This window comes from Polaromonas sp. (assembly GCF_039932935.1).
Lineage (GTDB): Bacteria > Pseudomonadota > Gammaproteobacteria > Burkholderiales > Burkholderiaceae_C > Polaromonas.
Genome location: NZ_JBDTPB010000023.1, coordinates 1 through 18,453 on the forward strand (window position 1 = coordinate 1; position 18,453 = coordinate 18,453).

9 protein-coding genes are annotated in these 18,453 nt (G+C 66.0%); 4 read left to right on the top strand and 5 right to left on the bottom strand.

What is annotated here, in order from left to right; genetic code table 11:
- The 3 genes from ABI546_RS03450 to ABI546_RS03460 form a co-directional block, all read right to left on the bottom strand.
- A partial coding sequence (locus ABI546_RS03450; RefSeq protein ID WP_348044136.1) for a glucoamylase family protein occupies positions 1-7,962 on the bottom strand: 7,962 nt, incomplete at its 3' end.
- A 4-nt stretch (positions 7,963-7,966) separates the two neighbouring features.
- Entirely contained in the window at positions 7,967-8,194 is a 228-nt protein-coding gene (locus ABI546_RS03455) for a hypothetical protein (RefSeq protein WP_348044138.1), read from the bottom strand.
- 367 nt (positions 8,195-8,561) lie between these two features.
- Complete coding sequence (locus ABI546_RS03460; RefSeq protein WP_348044140.1) at positions 8,562-11,522, bottom strand: phosphoenolpyruvate carboxylase; 2,961 nt, start codon at positions 11,520-11,522, stop codon at positions 8,562-8,564.
- A 103-nt stretch (positions 11,523-11,625) separates the two neighbouring features.
- Between ABI546_RS03460 and hemC the strand changes: the two genes are divergently transcribed.
- Genes hemC through ABI546_RS03480 form a run of 4 tightly spaced genes read left to right on the top strand, consistent with a single transcriptional unit; the run spans position 11,626 to position 15,942 of the window.
- Positions 11,626-12,591 carry a hydroxymethylbilane synthase gene (hemC, locus tag ABI546_RS03465; RefSeq protein WP_348044142.1) on the top strand — a complete coding sequence of 322 codons (966 nt, stop codon included), beginning with the start codon at positions 11,626-11,628 and terminating at the stop codon, positions 12,589-12,591.
- Complete coding sequence (locus tag ABI546_RS03470; protein WP_348044144.1) at positions 12,591-13,475, top strand: uroporphyrinogen-III synthase; 885 nt, start codon at positions 12,591-12,593, stop codon at positions 13,473-13,475. Before hemC ends, ABI546_RS03470 begins: the two co-directional genes overlap by 1 nt.
- Complete coding sequence (locus tag ABI546_RS03475) at positions 13,472-14,632, top strand: uroporphyrinogen-III C-methyltransferase (RefSeq protein WP_348044146.1); 1,161 nt, start codon at positions 13,472-13,474, stop codon at positions 14,630-14,632. Before ABI546_RS03470 ends, ABI546_RS03475 begins: the two co-directional genes overlap by 4 nt.
- Before the next feature lie 20 nt (positions 14,633-14,652).
- The gene (locus ABI546_RS03480; RefSeq protein WP_348044148.1) at positions 14,653-15,942 is read left to right on the top strand and encodes a heme biosynthesis HemY N-terminal domain-containing protein; all 1,290 of its coding nucleotides are present in this window, start codon (positions 14,653-14,655) and stop codon (positions 15,940-15,942) included.
- On the opposite strand, the gene ABI546_RS03485 is transcribed toward ABI546_RS03480, so the two are convergent.
- Both ABI546_RS03485 and ABI546_RS03490 read right to left on the bottom strand, forming a co-directional pair.
- Positions 15,939-16,181 (bottom strand): hypothetical protein, encoded by a 243-nt coding sequence (locus ABI546_RS03485; protein ID WP_348044150.1) that lies wholly within the window; start codon positions 16,179-16,181, stop codon positions 15,939-15,941. The two genes, ABI546_RS03480 and ABI546_RS03485, sit on opposite strands and share 4 nt — an antisense overlap.
- 73 nt (positions 16,182-16,254) lie before the next feature.
- The coding region (locus ABI546_RS03490; protein ID WP_348044152.1) for a ribonuclease E/G at positions 16,255-18,453 on the bottom strand (2,199 nt) is incomplete at its 5' end.

Below are 18,453 nucleotides of genomic sequence, written 5' to 3' on the forward strand. Positions count from 1 at the left end.
CGTGAGGCCCAGAATGCTTTCGAGGGCCGCGCGGTGCAGCCATGCAGCCGAGCCCGTGTACCAGCTCCAGCCGCCGCGGCCCACATAGGGCGCTGCGCCGTAGATGTCGCCCGCCATCACATAGGGCTCCAGCTCGTACACCGGCCCGCGTACCGGGTGTTCGCTGCGATGGGCGGGGCTCAGGGCCTGGAAGCTGCGCCACGCAGCGTCGGCATCGCCTGTTGCGGCCTGGGCCATCATGGCCCAGACGGCGGCGTGCGAATACTGTCCCCCGTTTTCACGCACACCCGGCGGGTAGGCCTGGATGTAGCCAGGGTTGTTTTCCGACTTTTCCAGGGGGGGCGTCAACAGGCGCAAAAGACCGGCCTCCTCATCAACCAGCTGCCGGGTCATGGCTTGCATGGCCGGGGTGATGAAGGCGTCGGTGGAGGCGCCTGAGAGCACCGACCAGGCCTGTGCAATCAGGTCGATGCGGCACTCGGCATTGGCCGACGAACCCAGCGGCGCGCCGTTGTCGAAATAGGCGCGGCGGAACCAGGCGCCGTCCCAGCCGGCATCGTGCAGCGCGGCAACCCAGCCAGCGCGGGCCTGGCGCCAGCGCTGCACACGGGCATCGTCGCCGCGCAGGGTTGCCAGGGGCAGGAAGTCGTTGACGACGCGGCATAAAAACCAGCCCAGCCAGACAGACTCGCCGCGGCCTTCGTGGCCCACGCGGTTCATGCCGTCGTTCCAGTCTCCCGTGCCCATCAGGGGAAGACCGTGTGTGCCGGTGGCCAGACTGCGGTCCAGGGTGCGGGCGCAATGCTCAAACACCGTGGCGGTTTGCCCGCTGGTCTGCGGTGCGTAGTACGCGTCTTCTGCCCCTTCAGGGATAGACGGCCCGTCGATGTAGGCGACCTGCTCGTCCAGAATGCCGGTGTCGCCCGTGACCTGGACATACCAGGCGCAGGCATAGGGCAGCCACAACAAGTCGTCGGAAAAGTGCGTGCGCACGCCTTCACCGCCCGGTGCATGCCACCAGTGCTGAACGTCTCCTTCAGGGAACTGGCGCGAGGCATTGAGAAGAATTTGCGCGCGCAGGCGCTCGGGCTCAATGAGAGCGAAAGCCATGGCGTCCTGCAGTTGGTCCCGAAAGCCGAAGGCGCCACCAGCCTGGTAGAAGCCGGCCTTGGACCACAGGCGCGATGTCAGCGTCTGGTACAGCAGCCAACGGTTGACCAGTGCGTCAAACAGCGGGTCGGGCGTGCGCACCTGCACTTTGCCCAGCAGCCCCGACCAATAACCCTTGACCTCTTGCAGTGCCTGCGTGGTGTCCTGGCCCTGCCAGTGGCGGGCCAGTTGTTCGGCCTGTGCTGCATCGGCCGCGTGGCCCAGCATGAACGTCAACACCAGCGTCTGGCCTGCAAGTAGCGAGAACTCGCCGGCCACAGCGGCGCAGGGGTCCACGCCGTTGGCGGCGTTCCGGCCAAGCACCCGGGGCAACACAAGCCGGCCTGCCGTGTCGAAAAACTCGCTTCGGTCGCAGGTCCACTGCACTGTGCCGGGCAACCCGCTGAGCGACAGGAACGCGGTGCTGCCGCCAAAGCCGGCCCGGCTTTCGCGCTGCTGCGCAAACACCGTCGTGAGTGCGTTGTCCTTGTCTTCCCAGGCATGTACGGTGCGGCGCTCATGCCGTGCCGCGCCCATCTGCCATTCGACCATGGCCAGCGCGCGCAGGCTGCGCGTGTTGCCGCCCTGGTTGTGAAGCCTGACCTGCACGAGTTTGACGGGGTCGCTTTGGGCGGCAAAAAAGGTGGTCTCGGCGCTGAGGGCGCCGTGCCGGCATTCGAACACGGTATAGCCCTGCCCGTGGCGCACATGGCAGGCAGGGGCCGGGCCGTGCTGCGCGGTGGGGCTCAAGGCCAGCACTTGCCGGGTGTCCAGGTCCTGCAGCAGATAGTGTTCAAAGCAAGGGTCCGCCACCGGGTCGTTGGACCACGGAGTGACCTGGTGCAGCCGGCTGTTGACAGCCCAGGTATAGCCGGCGCCGGTTTCGGACACCTGGAAACCAAAAGAAGGATTTGCGATCACGTTGACCCACGGACGAGGCGGCCGGTGCAGGGCGTCCACGTCGAACCGGAATTCGCCTGTGGCAGCGTCAAAGCGTCCTTGCGGTGCGCGGGGTGCCTGCGGCGCCTCACGCTGCCCGGCATCCGCCGGCGCAGCAGGCAATGAAGGCATTGAAGGCAAGGCGGGGGACGCACGTCGCTGGGCGTTGGCCGCGACGCGCAGCGCCACCACCTGCTGCTCCAGCGGCCTGCCGTCCGCCACCAGAACCACGCGTGCCAGCCCGGTCAATGCGGCCTTTTCGGAAGGCGCGATTTCCTGGTCGCGCAGCAGGTAAAAACCGCCCGCGTCGCTGCGCGGAAAACTGTTTTCGGTTTGCTGAAGCGTACGGTCGCGCAGCGCCAGGATGTCGCGTTGCAGGGGCATCAGGTAGGAATTGGCCTCGCTGTTGAGGATCACCACATCGGTACCCAATCCGCAGAAACTCCACCAGGGTTGGGCTCTGAGCAACGAGTGAACCAGCGCCATGCCGTTGCTGGAGTGAATAAGCACCAGCACGATGGGTTTGTCGCCCGAAATGCCGAATCGCCAAAGTTGGCGCTGGTCCAGCAGGCCGCGTTCGGCCATGGGCCGCGCGCAGCTGTACATCAACGCGGTGTTGAGGTCCTGCAGTGCGGCGTTCTCCTCAGGGTCGACCCCGAGGTCGCGCAGACGCACCTGGGCCAGCGTGGCGGCCATGCGGGTGGCGCGCTCCACATGCATGGGTTGCAGGTATTTGTCGATGCGCGCCACCAGCTCGTCGCGTGTGGATGCGGCGGCTGTGGCAAAACTGAGCCGGGCCACGCCGCCGGCGGGAATGCGTATGCGCAGCCGCAAGCCCGCCACCGGGTCCAGTCCATTGATGGGCGAGCCGTCCCGGCCCCGTGCTTCGGCCTGAAGAGCCGGCTGCCCGGGTTCGCGGTTACGCCCCAGAAAGGCGCGGCGGTCCGAGATGAAATCCACGGCCCGCACATTGGCTTCCGAATTGGCCAGGAAATGCGCCACCGCCATGGCCGGGTCGCCGTGCAGGCGGGCCTTGCGCGTCAGCAGCAGGGCGCGCCAATCGGCATGCCACTGCGTCTGGACAAAGAGGTTGGAAAAAGCCGGATGGGCTTCGTCGGCGCGCGGGTCGGTCAACACGGCTTCAAAGCACGAAATCACGTCGAGCGTCATTTCCGCATCGGACAGGTTGCGCAGGGTGAGGCTGCGCATTTCGGTGTCGTCTTCGGGGCTTACCAGGACGCGGGTGCTCGCCTCCAGCTGTTCGGAATGCATGTCGAACTGCACGCGGTCGGGCAAAAAGGTTGCCCGGTACTGCCAGTCAGGGTGCGGCGCCGGATGCTGCGTCAGGGACCAGGCGTGGTCCTCGCCGGACGGACGAACGTAGATAAAGGTGCCGCAGGTGTCGCGCAGCAGGTCATCGCGCCAGCGGCTGATGGTGTAGGTCTTGCCGTCGGCACGCCAGCGGCTGAGACCCGCGCCATTGGCACGCAAGGCCACGCTGTAGCGCCCGTTGGACAGCAGCTGGGTAGGCTGCCACTCCGATGTGGCGGGGTCCACTTCGCGTGCATGGTAGAGCCGTGCTTCGACCGGTTCTTCCGGTTCGGGCAGTGCGCGCGGGTCGGCGCTTTCGATGATCTGGCGCGGTGTTTTTTCATGCAGCAGCGACTCAAAAGCCTGCACCAGCGGCGCCGAGCCGAACCAGCGGCGCGGCGCCTCACCGCACAACACATTGCACAGCGCCACCAGCGACATGCCCTGGTGGTGCGCCATGTAGGTATTGACCAGGCTCATCGCCTGCGCGCCCGGTTGCCGTGCCACGGTGAAGTCCAGCGCGTCCGCAAAGCCGTATTCGCCGCGTGCGCCCCATTGCTCAAGCTGGCGCAGGTTGGCCACGGCCTCTTGCGGTGTGAACTGCGTTGCCAAAATGCTCGCGTAAGGCGCCACGACGCGGTCGGCCGGTGGGGTGCGGCGCAAGGCGAGGCGCGGCACACCAAAGGGAGAGTACTGATAGGCCAGCGTATGGTCTTGCCCGAAATAGGCCGACTCTGAAACGCCCCAAGGCAGGGCTTGCGCTTCACCGTAGGCCTGCTGCTCCTTGACGGCGGCGAGGCCGGAAATATGCAGCAGGCCCTCGTCGGGCTCATTCATGACCAGCGAAGGCATCAGGTACTCAAACATCGAGCCCGACCAGGATTTGAGGCCGGGCGTTACGCCGACTGTGAGGAACGCGCGGCCCAGCGCCAGCCAGTGGCGCCGCGGCACGTCGCCTTTGGCGATTGCCAGGAAACTGGTCAGTCGCGATTCCGAGGCTATGAGGTCGTAGTAACTGGCATCGAGCGCCTGCTCGTGTACCCGCAGGCCGATGTGAAACAGGTGGCGCTTGGGGCTGTAAAGGCCGCTGAAATCCATTGCCGCGAAGAGTTGTTCGCAGCGCGCCCCCAGTGCCAGGAGCTCGCCGGACTCCTCCGGCGAAGTTGCCGCCTGTGCGGCCAGCTGGCGAACGCATTGCGCGACGGCCAGCAGATGGCCCGCCAGGTTGCCGCTGTCCACCGTGGACACATAGGAGGGCGGCAGCACCTGCAGCGACCGGGTTTCGTACCAGTTCAGCAGGTGGCCCTGGTGTTTGGGCAGTGCTTCGACCGTGCCCAGCGTGGCACTCAGCCGTGTGATCAATTCGGCGGTTGATATCCAGTTGAACTCGCGTGCGCAGGCGGCCGCCATCAGGTACAGGCCGATGTTGGTCGGCGAGGTACGGTGGGCGATGGTGGGCTCCGGCTCCATCTGCAAATTGTCGGGCGGCAAGTAGTTGTCCTCGGGGCCGACGCAGCGTTCAAAGAAATGCCAGGTCTGGGCCGCCAGCTTCATGAGGTAGGCGCGGTCGGCAGAGTTCGGTGACAGGTCGGGTGCGTGGACGGCCGGCCTGCTGCCCCACCAGGCGACTGCGGGCGCCAGTGCCCAACCCACAAAAATTGCCAGGCCGGCCAGCGGGTGCGGGCCCCAGCAAGCGGCTACGGCCAGCGCCAGGCACAGCACCGACGCCAAAGCATGGCTGCGAAAAAATGCCCCCGGCGTGTAGCGGGCGGCAGCCTGTGCCTGGGCCGCAGTGGTCCACTGCAGCAGATGGCGGCGGCTGACTGCCATACGCCAGACCGCCCGTGTGATCGCATCCAGCGACATGACCGCCAGGTCCGCCAATTGGCTCAATTGCCAAAGCGCCTGGGCCAGGCTACGCCCCACGTCGCGCATGCCGACGTCAAAAAAGTGTCCCCAGGCGATGCCACGCCGCGTCGGAACCAAGCCTGCCAGGGCACCCGTCAACGGGCCGGTGAGGAATGCCAGCAAGGTGAAAACCAGCGCAGTCCAGACGGGCAGCGCATCGGTAAAAAGTGTCCAGGTCAGCAGTGCGAAGCAGGCCGGAGCAATTAGCGAGCGGCGCAGGTTGTCTGCCATGCGCCAGAGGCCCAGGGCGTCAATGCTGTAGCGTCTTGCGTGCAGCATCAGCGGCAGCAACTGCCAGTCGCCGCGTGTCCAGCGATGTACGCGTGAGGCCGCAACGCCGGCGTGATGGGGGTGGTCTTCCATCAACACGACGTCGCCGGCGTAGCCGCAGCGGGCAATGCTGCCTTCCAGCAGGTCATGGCTCAGGATGGCGTCATCGGGCAGGCGGCGGTCCAGCACGGCGTGCACGGCCTCGACATGCAGCAAGCCCTTGCCGATGAAATTGCCCATGCCGAACACGTCCTGGTAGAGGTCGGAGGTGCCGTTGCTGTAGGGGTCCAGACCGCGCTGCCCCGCAAACAGGGTATGAAACGGCGAGCGTTCGTGGTGGGCCGGCAGCGGTAAGGCCACGCGGGGCTGCAGGATGCCGTAGCCGGCCACGACGCGCCGCGTGTCGGGGTCGACCTGCGGGGTGTTGAGCGGGTGCGCGGCGATGGCGACCAGCTCGCGCAGGCTACCGGGCGGCAGGCCGGTGTCGCTGTCCAGCGTCAGGACATAGCGGATGCCCTGTGCCAGGCGCAAGTCGTCGCCGACCGGTAGAAACGCCGGTGCGGTATCTCCCGCCAGTTGCCGCAGAAGCGTTTCGAGTTTGCCGCGCTTGCGCTCCGACCCGATCCATCGGCGCTCTGTGGCAGACCAGCTGCGCGGGCGGTGCAGCAGCAAAAACCTGGCCGGCGAGCCGGTGTTGACCGGGTAGGTTGCGTTGAGTGCGCGCAGTTTGGCCAGCACGTCCTCCAGCAGCCCGGCATCACCGGCAACGCTCTCGGTGTCGGCATCGCCCCAGTCGGTCAGCAGAGCGAATTGCGCATGGGTCTCACGGCTGGCGAGCCAGTGCAGCTGCAGGCGGTGCACCAGCTCGCTGTTCGCGGACACTGACGTCAGCATGGAAGGGATCACCACCAGCACGCGGTGTTCGGCCGGAATGCCTGTGTTGAAGTCAAGGCGGGCCAGCGGCTGTATGCGTGTGGACTCGGCGATGAGTCGATGAATCAGCGCGACGACGGCTTCCGATGCCGGCCAGGCCATCAGGAAAACTGCCACCCAGGCCTGCCAGTGCAGCTCTGCCAGCGGATGTGCGGCCCATGTCAGCAGTGCGGCGGTGCCGGCCAGCCAGGCCGCCGCAAACAGCGGCAGGCGCCATGCATGAGACCTCTCACCAGAAGGCGCCGGAGGACGCGAACCGGCAGAGGGCTGCAGCGCGGCCTCCAGCGCGGGACGGCCCGGTCCCATCAAATAGTAGCCGGCAGTGCGCGCCGCGGGAGCGTTGTCGGGCTGGTGTGCCGCCGCCAATACCGCTTCGGCCACCGCGCGCTCGGATTTTCCGCTGTGCTGCGCCAGTCTTTCCATGGCGCGTGTGATCTGCTGGCGCGTCATCTCGCTTTCATGGGAAAAACTCGGAATGCGCCGCAAGACCTGCAGGGAATGGCTCACGGGCTCAATCAGTTCCATCCACTCGACCTGGCCGATGAGCCGCAGGGTGGTGATGATGTTGCTGACGGTCAGATTGGCTGCGACCTGAACGGTTTGCCCTTCGCCGATCATGCCGAGGGCGTCGCTGCAGTGCTTTTCGCACCAGTGCGCCAGGGCGCTTGACGACGACGAATCCGGCTCGGCGCGCTCGGCGGGCATGCGTTGCCACAGCTGCGTGAGATAGCTGCGTTCAAGGCCATGGGCCTGCATGAGGGTGTGCAGCTCGTCGAGCTCCTGCAGGCTCAGTGCATCGGCCTTGTCCCAGGCCGCATGGGCCACTTCGCGGGCGACCTTGTTCCACGCAATGCGGTCAGCCATGCGGCGCAGGTTTTCCAGCAGAACCACGCGCAAGGTGGTCGGCAGCGCCCAGAGTTCACCCAGGTTGAGTTCGCTGATCTCCTGGTAGGCGTGCAGAAAAGCCGTGAAGAGCACCGGGTCCAGCACGCTGTCGGTGTGTGCAATGTAGGCCCATGCAATCCCGTAGACCCGGGGCAAGCCTTCAAGGGGTTTGCTGGCCAGTTTGGGCAGGTCCGCGTAGTACCGGTGCGGAACGCCATCCTGAATCTGCTGCAACTGGGCTTCAACCAGATGGAAATTGTCGAGCAGCCACTCGGCTGCCGGCGTCACGTAGTGGCCGCTGCGCGAGGTCAGGGCAATGTAGTCGTAGGCCAGCCGTATCGCGGCAATGTTTTCCTGCACGCGCGGGAAAAACGGCGGCCCCGTGTCGGGGATGCCTGCAGGCCGTATGGGCTGGGCCGCGGCCAGGCTGCGGCCGTGCTCCTCAAAACGCTGGGCACCGAAAAGTTCGGCGCGAATGGGTTGCTCTGCGGCACCCTGGCGTGAGGCCAGTAGCTGCCGGGCGTAGGCGCTTAGAGTGTCCAGCCGCTCAAGGACAGCGGTGGTCACGCGCTCAGGCGAGGGCTAAGAGGCCACAAAAAATAGCCAGTACCGCCGCGACTGTGACGATGCGCGGCGACGCCAGCGAGTGCGCCGACTGCAGGCCGGAGTGAAGTGAGAAGAACCGGCCGCGCGAACTCGCGCATTGGTCCATGTGCGACGCCAGGTCAGCGGCGTCGGTGGAAACAAAATCGTTTTGAATGGCAGACGGTGAGTCGGCCATGATCTCCAGGGTAGTCATGATTTTGCGCTCCGGGGTAAGCTTGGTTTGGGCAATGTTTGAGGCGACAGGCCCGTATTGCTCCGTGTCATACACATGCTACGCACAGGTACCGGAGGGCGCCATCGGAAGACGCTGGAGTTTGTCTAGGACAAAGCCTACACACGCAGCCCGGGTGTGCGATTTCGAGCGTGAGTTGGGGTTGGCAAGACCGTCGCAGGGGCTGGTTTGTGGCAGCGCGTCACACGCTTCAATGCACCGATTTTGGGGTACAAAAATCGGCTTTAACTCAATGCTGGCGCGCGCCGAAAGCTATCAATTCAATAGCGATTGAGGGCGCCAAATGCACCAGCTAACGCCTTGCGAAGCGGCAAGCGGCGGCTGGTGTCTAGCCCGTATTTCGCAGGCCGGCCGCAATGCCGTTGATGGAAATGTGAATGCCGGTTTGTACCCGCTGGTCGGCCTGGCCGGCCCGGTAGCGCCGCACCAGTTCCACCTGCAGATGATGCAGGGGGTCGATATAGGGAAAACGGTGGCGGATGGACCGCTGCAGGGCGGCATTGCCTGCCAGCCGCTGCCTCTCTTCGGTGATCAGGGTTAGTGCCTCGGCCGTCCGGTGCCATTCGGACTCGATCGCGCTGAAGATTTTTTTGCGCAGGCGCGCGTCACTCACCAGTTCCGAATAGCGCGAAGCCAGCGCTAGGTCACTTTTGGCCAGCACCATGTCCATGTTGCTGAGCAGCGTGCGGAAAAACGGCCACTGCTTGTACATCTTCTGCAGCAATGCCAGCGCTTCCCTGCGGCTGACGGGCGTACCGCCCTGCTGCAGAAATTGCTCGATGGCCGAGCCGAAACCGTACCAGCCGGGCAGGGTCAGGCGGCACTGGCCCCAGCTGAACCCCCAGGGTATTGCGCGCAGGTCTTCAATTTTTTGCGAGGCTTTGCGAGAGGCCGGGCGTGAGCCGATGTTGAGCTCCGCAATTTCGCGGATCGGCGTGGAGCCAAAGAAGTACTCGGTAAAGCCCGGGGTTTCATAGACCAGGTTGCGGTAGGCCGCCATGCTGGCCTGTGACAGCTCGGCGGCAGCCTGCAGGAACGCTTTGGTGGCGGGCTTGGTCGGCTGCAGCAGGGTGGCCTCCAGCGTGGCGGCCACCAGCGTTTCCAGGTTGCGCCGGCCGATTTCCGGATTGGCGTACTTGGAGCCAATCACTTCGCCTTGTTCGGTCAGGCGGATCTGCCCCCGCACCGTGCCGGGTGGCTGCGCCAGGATGGCCTGGTAGCTGGGGCCGCCGCCGCGGCCCACGGTACCGCCGCGGCCGTGGAACATGCGCAGCTGGATGTTGTGCGTTTCACGGGCCCCCACGCTTTTCACGGCGTGTAATGCGCTGCCCCCCGAGGGGGCTGCCTGGTCTTGGGGCGGCCCGGCGACCCGGCCGGCCATCACATCGAACAGCTCAACCAGCGCAATTTCAGCGCGGTAGAGCTCCCAGTTGCTGGTGAAGATGCCGCCGTCCTTGTTACTGTCGGAGTAGCCGAGCATGATGTCCTGCTCGGCGCCGCTGCGTTTGACCAGCTGCGCGATGCCGGGCAGGGCATAGAACTCTCGCATGATGGGCGCGGCGTTGCGCAGGTCTTCAATGGTCTCGAAAAGCGGCACGACGATGAGGTCGTTGGTCGCATGGCTGTCGAGCGTGCCGTGCATGAGGCCGACTTCCTTTTGCAGCAGCAGCACTTCAAGCAGGTCGCTCACCGTCTCTGTGTGGCTGATGATGTAGTGGCGTATCGATTCCTTGCCAAACAGTGCGCGTGCTTTGCGCGCCGCTTCAAAAATGGCAAGTTCACCTTGCGTGTGCGCCGAGTAGTTGCTGCCGACCACACGCAGCGGCCGGGCCTCGTTGAGCAGGCCGATCAGCAATTGGCGCTTGCTGTCTTCGTCCAGGCCACTGTAGCGCGTCTCAATGCGTGCGACGGCCAGCAGCTCGGCCACCACCTCTTCGTGTTTGTCGGAACTCTGACGCAGGTCGACGGTGGCGAGGTGAAAACCGAACACTTCGACGGCGCGGATCAACGGGTGCAGGCGCTGGGCAACCAGCGCTTCGCCGTGGTGAGCCTTAAGCGAGGCCTCGATGGTGCGCAGATCGGCCAGAAAGTCTTCGGATTTTTTGTAGGCATTTTGCGGCGCCACGGCATGGCGCGCTGCATCGCCGCCGGTCAGGTCTTTCAGGGTGGCGGCCAGGCGGGCGTAGACGCCGGTCAGGGCGCGCCGATAGGGTTCGTCTTTGCGATGCTCGCTGGTGTCGGGCGAGCTTTCGGCCAGCAGCCGCATCTGGGGGCTGAAGTCGACCAGCATGGCCGAGAGCGAGAGTTCACCGCCCAGAAAATGCACCTCGGTGAGGTAGTGACGCAGCGCCACTTCGGCTTGCCGGCCCAGCGCGTAGTTCAGGGTGTCGGCGCTGACGTTGGGGTTGCCATCGCGGTCGCCGCCTATCCACTGGCCCATGCGCAGAAAGCTGTGTACCGGGTGGTTGCCGAGTTCGCGTTCCAGGTTGGCGTAGAGCTTGGGGATCTCGCGCAGGAAAGTGGCTTCGTAATAACTCAACGCGTTTTCGATCTCATCGGCCACGGTCAGCTTGGAAAACCGCAGCAGCCGCGTTTGCCAGAGCTGCATGACGCGGGCACGGAGCTGTGCTTCGTTGGCGGCCAGCTCGCGCGGCGTGAGCGCGTCCTTGGCGGCGTTGACGGCTTGCGCCAGCGCCTTGATGTCGTCGCGCGCGGTCAGCAAAAGGGCGATGTCGCGCTCGGCGTCCAAAATGCTTTTGCGCTGCACTTCAGTGGGGTGGGCGGTGAGAACCGGCGAGACAAAGCTGTGTGCCAGGGTGGTCGAAATGGTTTTGGTCGAAATGCCGGCCCAGCGCAGGCGGGCCAGCGCCACGTCGATGCTGCCTTCCTGTGTGTCGCCTGCGCGCTCGTGCACGGCGCGGCGGCGGATGTGGTGGCGGTCTTCGGCGAGGTTGGCGAGGTGACTGAAATAGGTGAAGGCGCGGATCACGCTGACGGTCTGGTCGGCCGAGAGGCTTTTGAGCAACTTCTTCAGCGCCTTGTCAGCTTCGGGGTCGGCATCGCGCCGGAAGCTGACGGAGAGCTTGCGCACCTGCTCGATCAGCTCATAGGCGGCAACGCCTTCCTGCTCGCGGATCACGTCCCCCAGGATGCGCCCCAGCAGGCGGATGTCTTCAACCAGTGGGCGTTCGTTGTCCCTTGCCCTGGCCGATGCCTTGGGCGCCACTGCTTCGGTGCCGGCCGTGTTGGTGTGGGAACTGTTCTTTTTGGCGCGCGTGGAAGTGACCATCTCTACCCTCTAGTTCTGGAGCCCTGCATGCTAGCATTCACTTCCCCCAAGTATTACAAACAGGTTACGAGTGTCTGCAGCGTTTCAACCCAGCCCGAATGCCATGAAAGTGGTCATTGCCACCCGCGAAAGCCGCCTGGCGATGTGGCAGGCCGAACATGTCAAGGCGCTGCTCGAGTCGCGCCTGGGCTGGCGTGTCGAATTGCTGGGCATGACCACTCAGGGTGACCAGATCCTGGACCGTTCGCTCAGCAAGGTCGGCGGCAAGGGCCTGTTCGTCAAGGAACTCGAGGTCGCGCTGAGCGAAGGCCGCGCCGACCTGGCGGTGCATTCGCTGAAAGACGTGCCGATGGACCTGCCCGACGGCTTTGCGCTGGCGTGCGTGCTGGAACGTGAAGACCCCCGCGATGCTTTTGTCTCTAACCAATTCACCACGCTGGCGGAGCTGCCGCAGGGCGCGGTGGTGGGCACCTCGAGCCTGCGCCGGCTGGTATTGCTCAAGGCCTTGCGGCCCGACCTCGTCATACAGCCGCTGCGCGGCAACCTCGACACGCGGCTGCGCAAGCTCGACGAAGGCCAGTACAACGCCATCGTGTTGGCAGCCGCGGGCCTGAAGCGCCTGGGGCTGGCGTCGCGTATCCGCTGCACCTTTGAGCCGGCTGACATGCTGCCGGCCGCAGGGCAGGGCGCGCTGGGTATTGAAGTGCGCGCCGACCGCGCCGACCTGATAGCCGCGCTGGCCGCGCTGGCGCACCAGCCGACCTGGCTGGCGGTGACGGCCGAGCGCACGGTGTCGCGCGCCATGGGGGGTAGCTGTTCGATGCCGCTGGCAGCCTTCACGCAGGGGGCTGCCGGCGTCGAAGAGGCCATGCAGCTCAATGCGGCCTGGGGCGACCCGGCGACCGCTGAAGCGGGATCCACCGCTCCAGGTCCGCTCGCGCCTCTGGTGAGAGTGAGCGAAACGGCTGTGGTGCGCAACTTTTCTGAAGCCGAGGCGCTGGGTGAATGCGTTGCGGCGCGGCTGCGCACCGGCGGTGCCGTATGGGCCGGTAAAACTGCGGGCGCCTGATGCCGCTGGCAGCGTTGCTTCCGGGTCGCGCTGTGGCTAGCGTGCTGGTCACGCGGCCCGCGCAGGACGCCCATCATTGGGTGCAGCAACTGCAGCAGGAAGGCTTTGCCGCCGAGGCGTTGCCCCTGATTGCGATCGCACCCGCGCTAGACCAGGCTGCGCTGGAGCGCGCCTGGCAAACCCTGCACCAGTACGCAGCCTGCATGTTTGTCAGCGGCAACGCGGTGGAACATTTTTTTAAAGAAAAAGTGGCTCTAGCCCAGACGGGAAGAGCGCAACCAGCTATCAATAACGTAGCAGATGCCGGAGCGAAATGGCCGCCCACCCCGCGCTTTTTGGCGCCCGGCCCAGGCACTGTGGCGGCTTTGTTGGCGGCTGGGGTTCCGGCCGGGCAGATCGACGCGCCGCCCGCCGATGCGACGCAGTTTGACTCGGAAGCGCTGTGGGCGGTGATTGGTCGGCACGATTGGCAAGGCAAGCGGGTGCTGGTGGTGCGTGGGGCAAGCAGCACGGCCGCGGAGGCCGCGGCCTCTTCGGGGCGCGACTGGATCGCCCGACAGTGGAAAACCGCCGGCGCGCAGGTGGATTTTGTGGGCGTCTACCGGCGTTGCGTGCCGGTGCTTGAGCCGGCGCAGCTTCAGCGAGCGCGCGCTGCCAGCGCCGACGGCTCGGTCTGGCTCTTCAGCAGCTCTGAGGCGCTGGCCCATCTGATGGCCTTGCCCGCGCTGGCCGGGCTGGACTGGGGCCGCGCCCGTGCCGTCGCCACGCATCCGCGTATTGCCGATGCCGTGCGGGCTGCCGGCTGGGGTGTTGTTGTGGCGTCACGCCCCGCCCTCAAGGACATTGGGGGCGCTCTGCGCTCGATAGAATCTCTTTATCCATGAGTGACAGCCAAACAGCCCAGCCCTCTTCTTCCGCGTCCGCCGACGAGCCCGTGCTGGAGCGTGCGCTGGTCCCGGCGACGCTGCAGCCGGTGACCCCGGACGCCTGGCTGGTGCCCCGCAAGTGGGCGCTGCTGGTTGCAGTGCTCGCGGCCGCGGGCCTGCTGGTCAGCGGCCTGCTGTGGCAAAAGCTCGGCAATATCCAGGAAGAACTCGCCCGCCGCAGCATTGACTCCGGCGCGCAGGCGATTGAAGCGCGCACGCTGGCGCGCCAGGCGCAGGAAGGCACGCGCGACCTCGCCGCACGGCTGGCCATTCAGGAAACCCGCATCAGCGAAGTCAGCTTGCAGCGCACCCAGCTCGAAGAGCTCATGCAGAGCCTGTCGCGTTCGCGGGACGAAAACCTGGTGGTCGATGTGGAGTCCGCGCTGCGGCTGGCCCAGCAGCAAGCCCAGCTGACCGGCAGTGCCGAACCCCTGCTGGCCGCGCTCAAGTCGGCCGACCAGCGCTTGTCGCGTGCCGCCCAGCCTCGCTTGAACCCTTTGCAGCGGGCCATTGCCAAAGACATGGACCGCATCAGGGCCGCCACGCTGACCGACGTACCGGTTCTGATGTTGAAGCTCGATGAGCTGGCCCGCATGGCCGATGAGTTGCCGGTGGCCAACGCCATGGCGGCGGCCGGCGCGCGTGCAGCACCTGCGCCCACCGGCCCGGCTTCCGCGCCCCGTACAGCGGCATCGGCAGCGGCGTCTGCCGGCAAGCCTTCCATGCTGGTCTTTGACAAGCTGGCACTCAATGCCTGGTCGCAGCGCACACTCGATAACCTGCGCGAAGAAGCACGCAAACTGCTGCGCGTGAGCCGGATTGACCAGCCCGAGGCAGCGCTGCTGTCGCCCGAGCAGTCCTTCTTCCTGCGCGAAAACCTCAAGCTGCGCCTGCTGAACGCGCGGCTGGGCCTGTTGTCGCGCCAGACGGATTCAGTGCGCGCCGACCTCGCCAGCGCCAGTGCCTGGCTGGGCAAATATTTCGATGCGTCGTCGCGCAAGACGCAGACCGCGGCGCAGCTGCTGGCCCAGGTGCAGGGGCAGCTGAAAACCAGCGAGCTGCCGCGCCTGGACGAAACCATGGCCGCACTGGCCACAGCGGCCGCCGGCCGCTGAGCGGGAAGGCAGGACACAGCATGCGCGCCGCCCTCTGGCTGATGGCCTTGTTTGGTGTAGCCGTTGCCGTGGCCTTGTTCGCGGGCAACAACCAGGCGGTGGTCACCATTTTCTGGCCGCCGCACCGGGTGGATATTTCATTCAACCTGATGGTCATGCTGCTGGCCGCGCTGTTCCTGGTGTTGTACCTGGCCTTGCGCGCCTTGTCGGCCGTGTTCTCGCTGCCGGCGGAAGCCAGGCGCTGGCGTGCACAGCAAAAAGAGCGTGCGATGTACGGCGCGCTCATGGATTCCCTGGCGCATCTGCTGGCGGGGCGTTACATCCGGTCGACCAAGTCCGCGCAGAACGCGCTGGCGCAGGCAAAAAGCCTGGACCTGCTGGCCGACCAGTCCGGCCATGTCACGGGTCACAGCGCCAGCCGCGGCAACCAGTTGCGTTCGCTGGCGCACCTTCTGGTGGCTGAAGCTGCGCAGTCGCTACAAAACAAAGGCCTGCGCGACCAGCACCTGCAACTGGCGCTGCAGAGCTCGTCGGCACGCCATGCGCAGGAAGTGCGCGAAGGCGTGCAGTTCCGCGCGGCCCGCTGGGCCCTGGACGACCGCGATGCCGGTGCGGCGCTTGACTGGCTGGGTGAGCTTCCGCAGGGCGCCTCGCGCCGAACGCTGGCCCTGCGCATGAAGCTGCGCGCCTCGCGCCATGCGCGGCACACGTCACAGGCGCTGGAAACGGCACGCCTGCTGGCCAAACACCGCGCTTTTTCACAGGCAGCGGCGCAGAGCATTGTGCGTGGCCTGGCGCTGGAGCTGCTGAACGACGCGCACGACCCGGCGCAACTGCAGCAGGCCTGGTTCTCTCTGGATGAAACCGAACGCGCCATGCCCGAGCTGGTGGTGCATGCGGCGTCGCGCCTGATGGCGCTGCACGGCGACCCTGAGCTGGCGCGCAGCTGGCTGCTGCAGGTCTGGGACCGCATGATGCAGCCGCGCTCCGACATTGGCGACAACCTGCGCATCAAGCTGATCGGGGTGCTGGAGGCCGGCCTGGATTCACTGGACGCCGCCTGGCTGGCGCGCATTGAGAACGCCCAGCTCAACCGTCCGCGCGATGCCAACCTGCAGTACCTGGCGGGCATGGCCTGCCTGAGCCGCCAGCTCTGGGGCAAGTCGCGGCAACTGCTGTCGCAGGCCGCGCCCGCCCTGCAAGATGTCACGCTGAACCGCAACGCATGGCGTGCGCTGGCCCTGCTCGCCGAGCAGCGCGAGGACGAAGCGGGTGCGGCGCAAGCCTATAAACGGGCTGCGCAGATCTAGCGGCGGGCCGGTTTTCGGGCGCTGATTTGCGCTCGGCGTTTGCCTTCTTTTCTTCTTTCCTTTTTCTTGCCTGGTTCAGGTTCGGCGCGTGCATTGACGCGTTGCATCGAGCATCGCCTGCTGCCGGGCGCCTGCCTTGCTTTCTTTCTCGAACCCTCCCGCCACGTTTTCGCCTCGGCGCAGCCGGCCACCGTGGAACACGCGATGGAGATCAGCAGCGCAAAGAAAAAGGCCCGCATGCGGGCCTTTTTACATGTTCAGCCAGGCAAGTGGCCGAGAGCGAACGTTCAGGCGTTCAGCTTATACCTCTGGTTATGCCTCTGGTGACTTCTCAAAGGGCAGCGTCATCGCGCCCAGGTCACGTTTGGTTTCGACCAATACCAGCGGGCCTTCATCGGCCAGCGCCACCGGTGGACGCTCGCGCGGCACATGCACAGGCTTGGCTTCGGACGCTATCGCCGCCTGGACTTCCGCAATCCTGGCTGAGTCGGAGTTGACCCATTGCAGGCCTGAAGACTGGGCCACTTGCGCCAGTTCTTGCAGGGGCAAGTCGTACGACTGGACCTTGGGCAGGCTGGCAGCCACTGGCGCCGGTGCAGCGGCTGCAGCCGGTGCGGGTGCAGGCCGGGGTGCCGCAACGGGTGCCGGCGCAGCGGCGACTACCGGCGCGACATACGCAGGAGCAGGCGCTGCAACAGGCATGACCGCCGGGGCAGGTGCTACAAATTCAGTAGCTGCTGGCGCACGCTGCTCCTGGGCTGGCGGCTGATTTGGCTCTAAAAACTCGCCTTGGACGGCGGGTGCGCCGACCTCAAGAGGTTGCTCGTTGCGCTCACCGTTTTCACCGCGTTCGCGCCGGTCACGGCCATAGCGGTCGCGGCTGCGGCGTTCGCGCGGCTGGCGTTGTTCATCGCCTTGGCCGTTTTGCACCGGAGCGATCACATTGCCGGCGTCGTCCAGCACGGGGGCTGCAGCAACGGCTTCAGGATTGAAGCCGGCGGCGGCGCCTTCAGCACCAGCGTTCTGGCCTTCCGCGCCGCCTTCAGGACGGTCACCACGGCGGTCATTGCGGCGGCCGTTGCGGTCACCGCGTGGGCGGCCTTCGCCGCGCTCTCCACGTTCTCCACGCGGCTCACGGTTGCCCTGCTGGCGTTCGCCGTCTTGCGGTGCGCGCTCCTGGCGCGGCTCGGCGGCTTCACCGCCCATGGCGGCTGCCATGGCGGCCTGGTTGGCCAGTGCGAGGTCCTGCTCTGCGGGGTCGCGCTGGATGCGTTCACCACCGCGTTCTCCACGTTCATTGCGCTCACCACGCTCGCGGCGGCCGCGGCCTTCGCGACCGGGGTTTTCGCTGCGGGGCTGGTCGCCGGTATTTTGGCCTTCGCCGCGGGTTTCACCAGCGGGGCGTTCCTGACGGCCGGCTTCGTTGCGGCCTTCAGGGTTGCGCTCGCGGCGTTCGCCACCGCGGCCTTCATTACGGCCCTCAGGGCGGCCTTCGCCACGGCCCTCGGGGCGCGCTTCGCGGCCCTCGCGATTTTCGCCGCGGCCTTCACCGCCACGACCTTCGCCACGACCTTCGCTGCGTCCACGGCCACCGCGGCGACCTTCACGGCCTCCGCGTTCGCCGCCACGCTCGGAACGTTCACCGCGCCCGTCAGGACGGCCTTCACGCCGGCCTTCGCCGCGTTCATCTTTTTTCACTTCCTTGGCAGCAGGCGCGGGCGCCGGCGCTTCCGCAGCGCCGAACAGGCTCTTGATCCAGCCGAAGAAGCCTTTTTCAGCGGGGGCTGGTGCTGCCGGAGCGGGTCGGCGTGCCTGGGGCTTGGGCGCGGCTTGCGCAGCAGCAACAACTTCCGGCTTGGGCGGCGCGACGGGCGCGGGCGCGTCAGGCAGAACACCCTTGATGATCGGTTCCTGCTTGTTGTGCTTTTCCTGGCTGCGGCGTGTGACCGTCGTCGGATCTTCAACTTCGTCGGCCATCTTGTAGCTGGCTTCGATGTTGTCCAGGCGCGGGTCGTCGTGTTTCAGGCGTTCCAGGCGGTAATTGGGGGTTTCCAGCGTCTTGTTGGGGACCAAGAGCACATTGATGCGCTGCTTGACTTCGATCTTGGCGATCTCGGAACGCTTTTCGTTGAGCAGGAACGAGGCCACGTCGACCGGAACCTGGCACAGCACCGAGGCCGTGCTGTCCTTGAGAGATTCTTCCTGGATGATGCGCAGGATCTGCAGCGCCGAGCTTTCGGTGTCGCGGATGTGGCCGGAGCCGCCGCAACGCGGGCAGGGAATCGAAGCGCCTTCCGACAGGGCGGGGCGAAGGCGCTGGCGGCTCATTTCCATCAGGCCGAACTTGCTGATGGTGCCGAACTGCACGCGGGCGCGGTCCTGGCGCAGCGCGTCGCGCAGGCGGTTTTCCACGTCGCGGCGGTTGCGCGACTCTTCCATGTCGATGAAGTCGATGACGATCAGGCCGCCCAGGTCGCGCAGGCGCATCTGGCGGGCCACTTCGTCGGCGGC

Excerpts from the sequence above, each read along its gene's own strand:
- ABI546_RS03455 (WP_348044138.1), bottom strand. The coding sequence starts at position 8,194 with ATGACTACCCTGGAGATCATGGCCGACTCACCGTCTGCCATTCAAAAC.
- ABI546_RS03460 (WP_348044140.1), bottom strand. The coding sequence starts at position 11,522 with ATGGTCACTTCCACGCGCGCCAAAAAGAACAGTTCCCACACCAACACG.
- hemC (WP_348044142.1), top strand. The coding sequence starts at position 11,626 with ATGAAAGTGGTCATTGCCACCCGCGAAAGCCGCCTGGCGATGTGGCAG.
- ABI546_RS03470 (WP_348044144.1), top strand. The coding sequence starts at position 12,591 with ATGCCGCTGGCAGCGTTGCTTCCGGGTCGCGCTGTGGCTAGCGTGCTG.
- ABI546_RS03475 (WP_348044146.1), top strand. The coding sequence starts at position 13,472 with ATGAGTGACAGCCAAACAGCCCAGCCCTCTTCTTCCGCGTCCGCCGAC.
- ABI546_RS03480 (WP_348044148.1), top strand. The coding sequence starts at position 14,653 with ATGCGCGCCGCCCTCTGGCTGATGGCCTTGTTTGGTGTAGCCGTTGCC.
- ABI546_RS03485 (WP_348044150.1), bottom strand. The coding sequence starts at position 16,181 with ATGCGGGCCTTTTTCTTTGCGCTGCTGATCTCCATCGCGTGTTCCACG.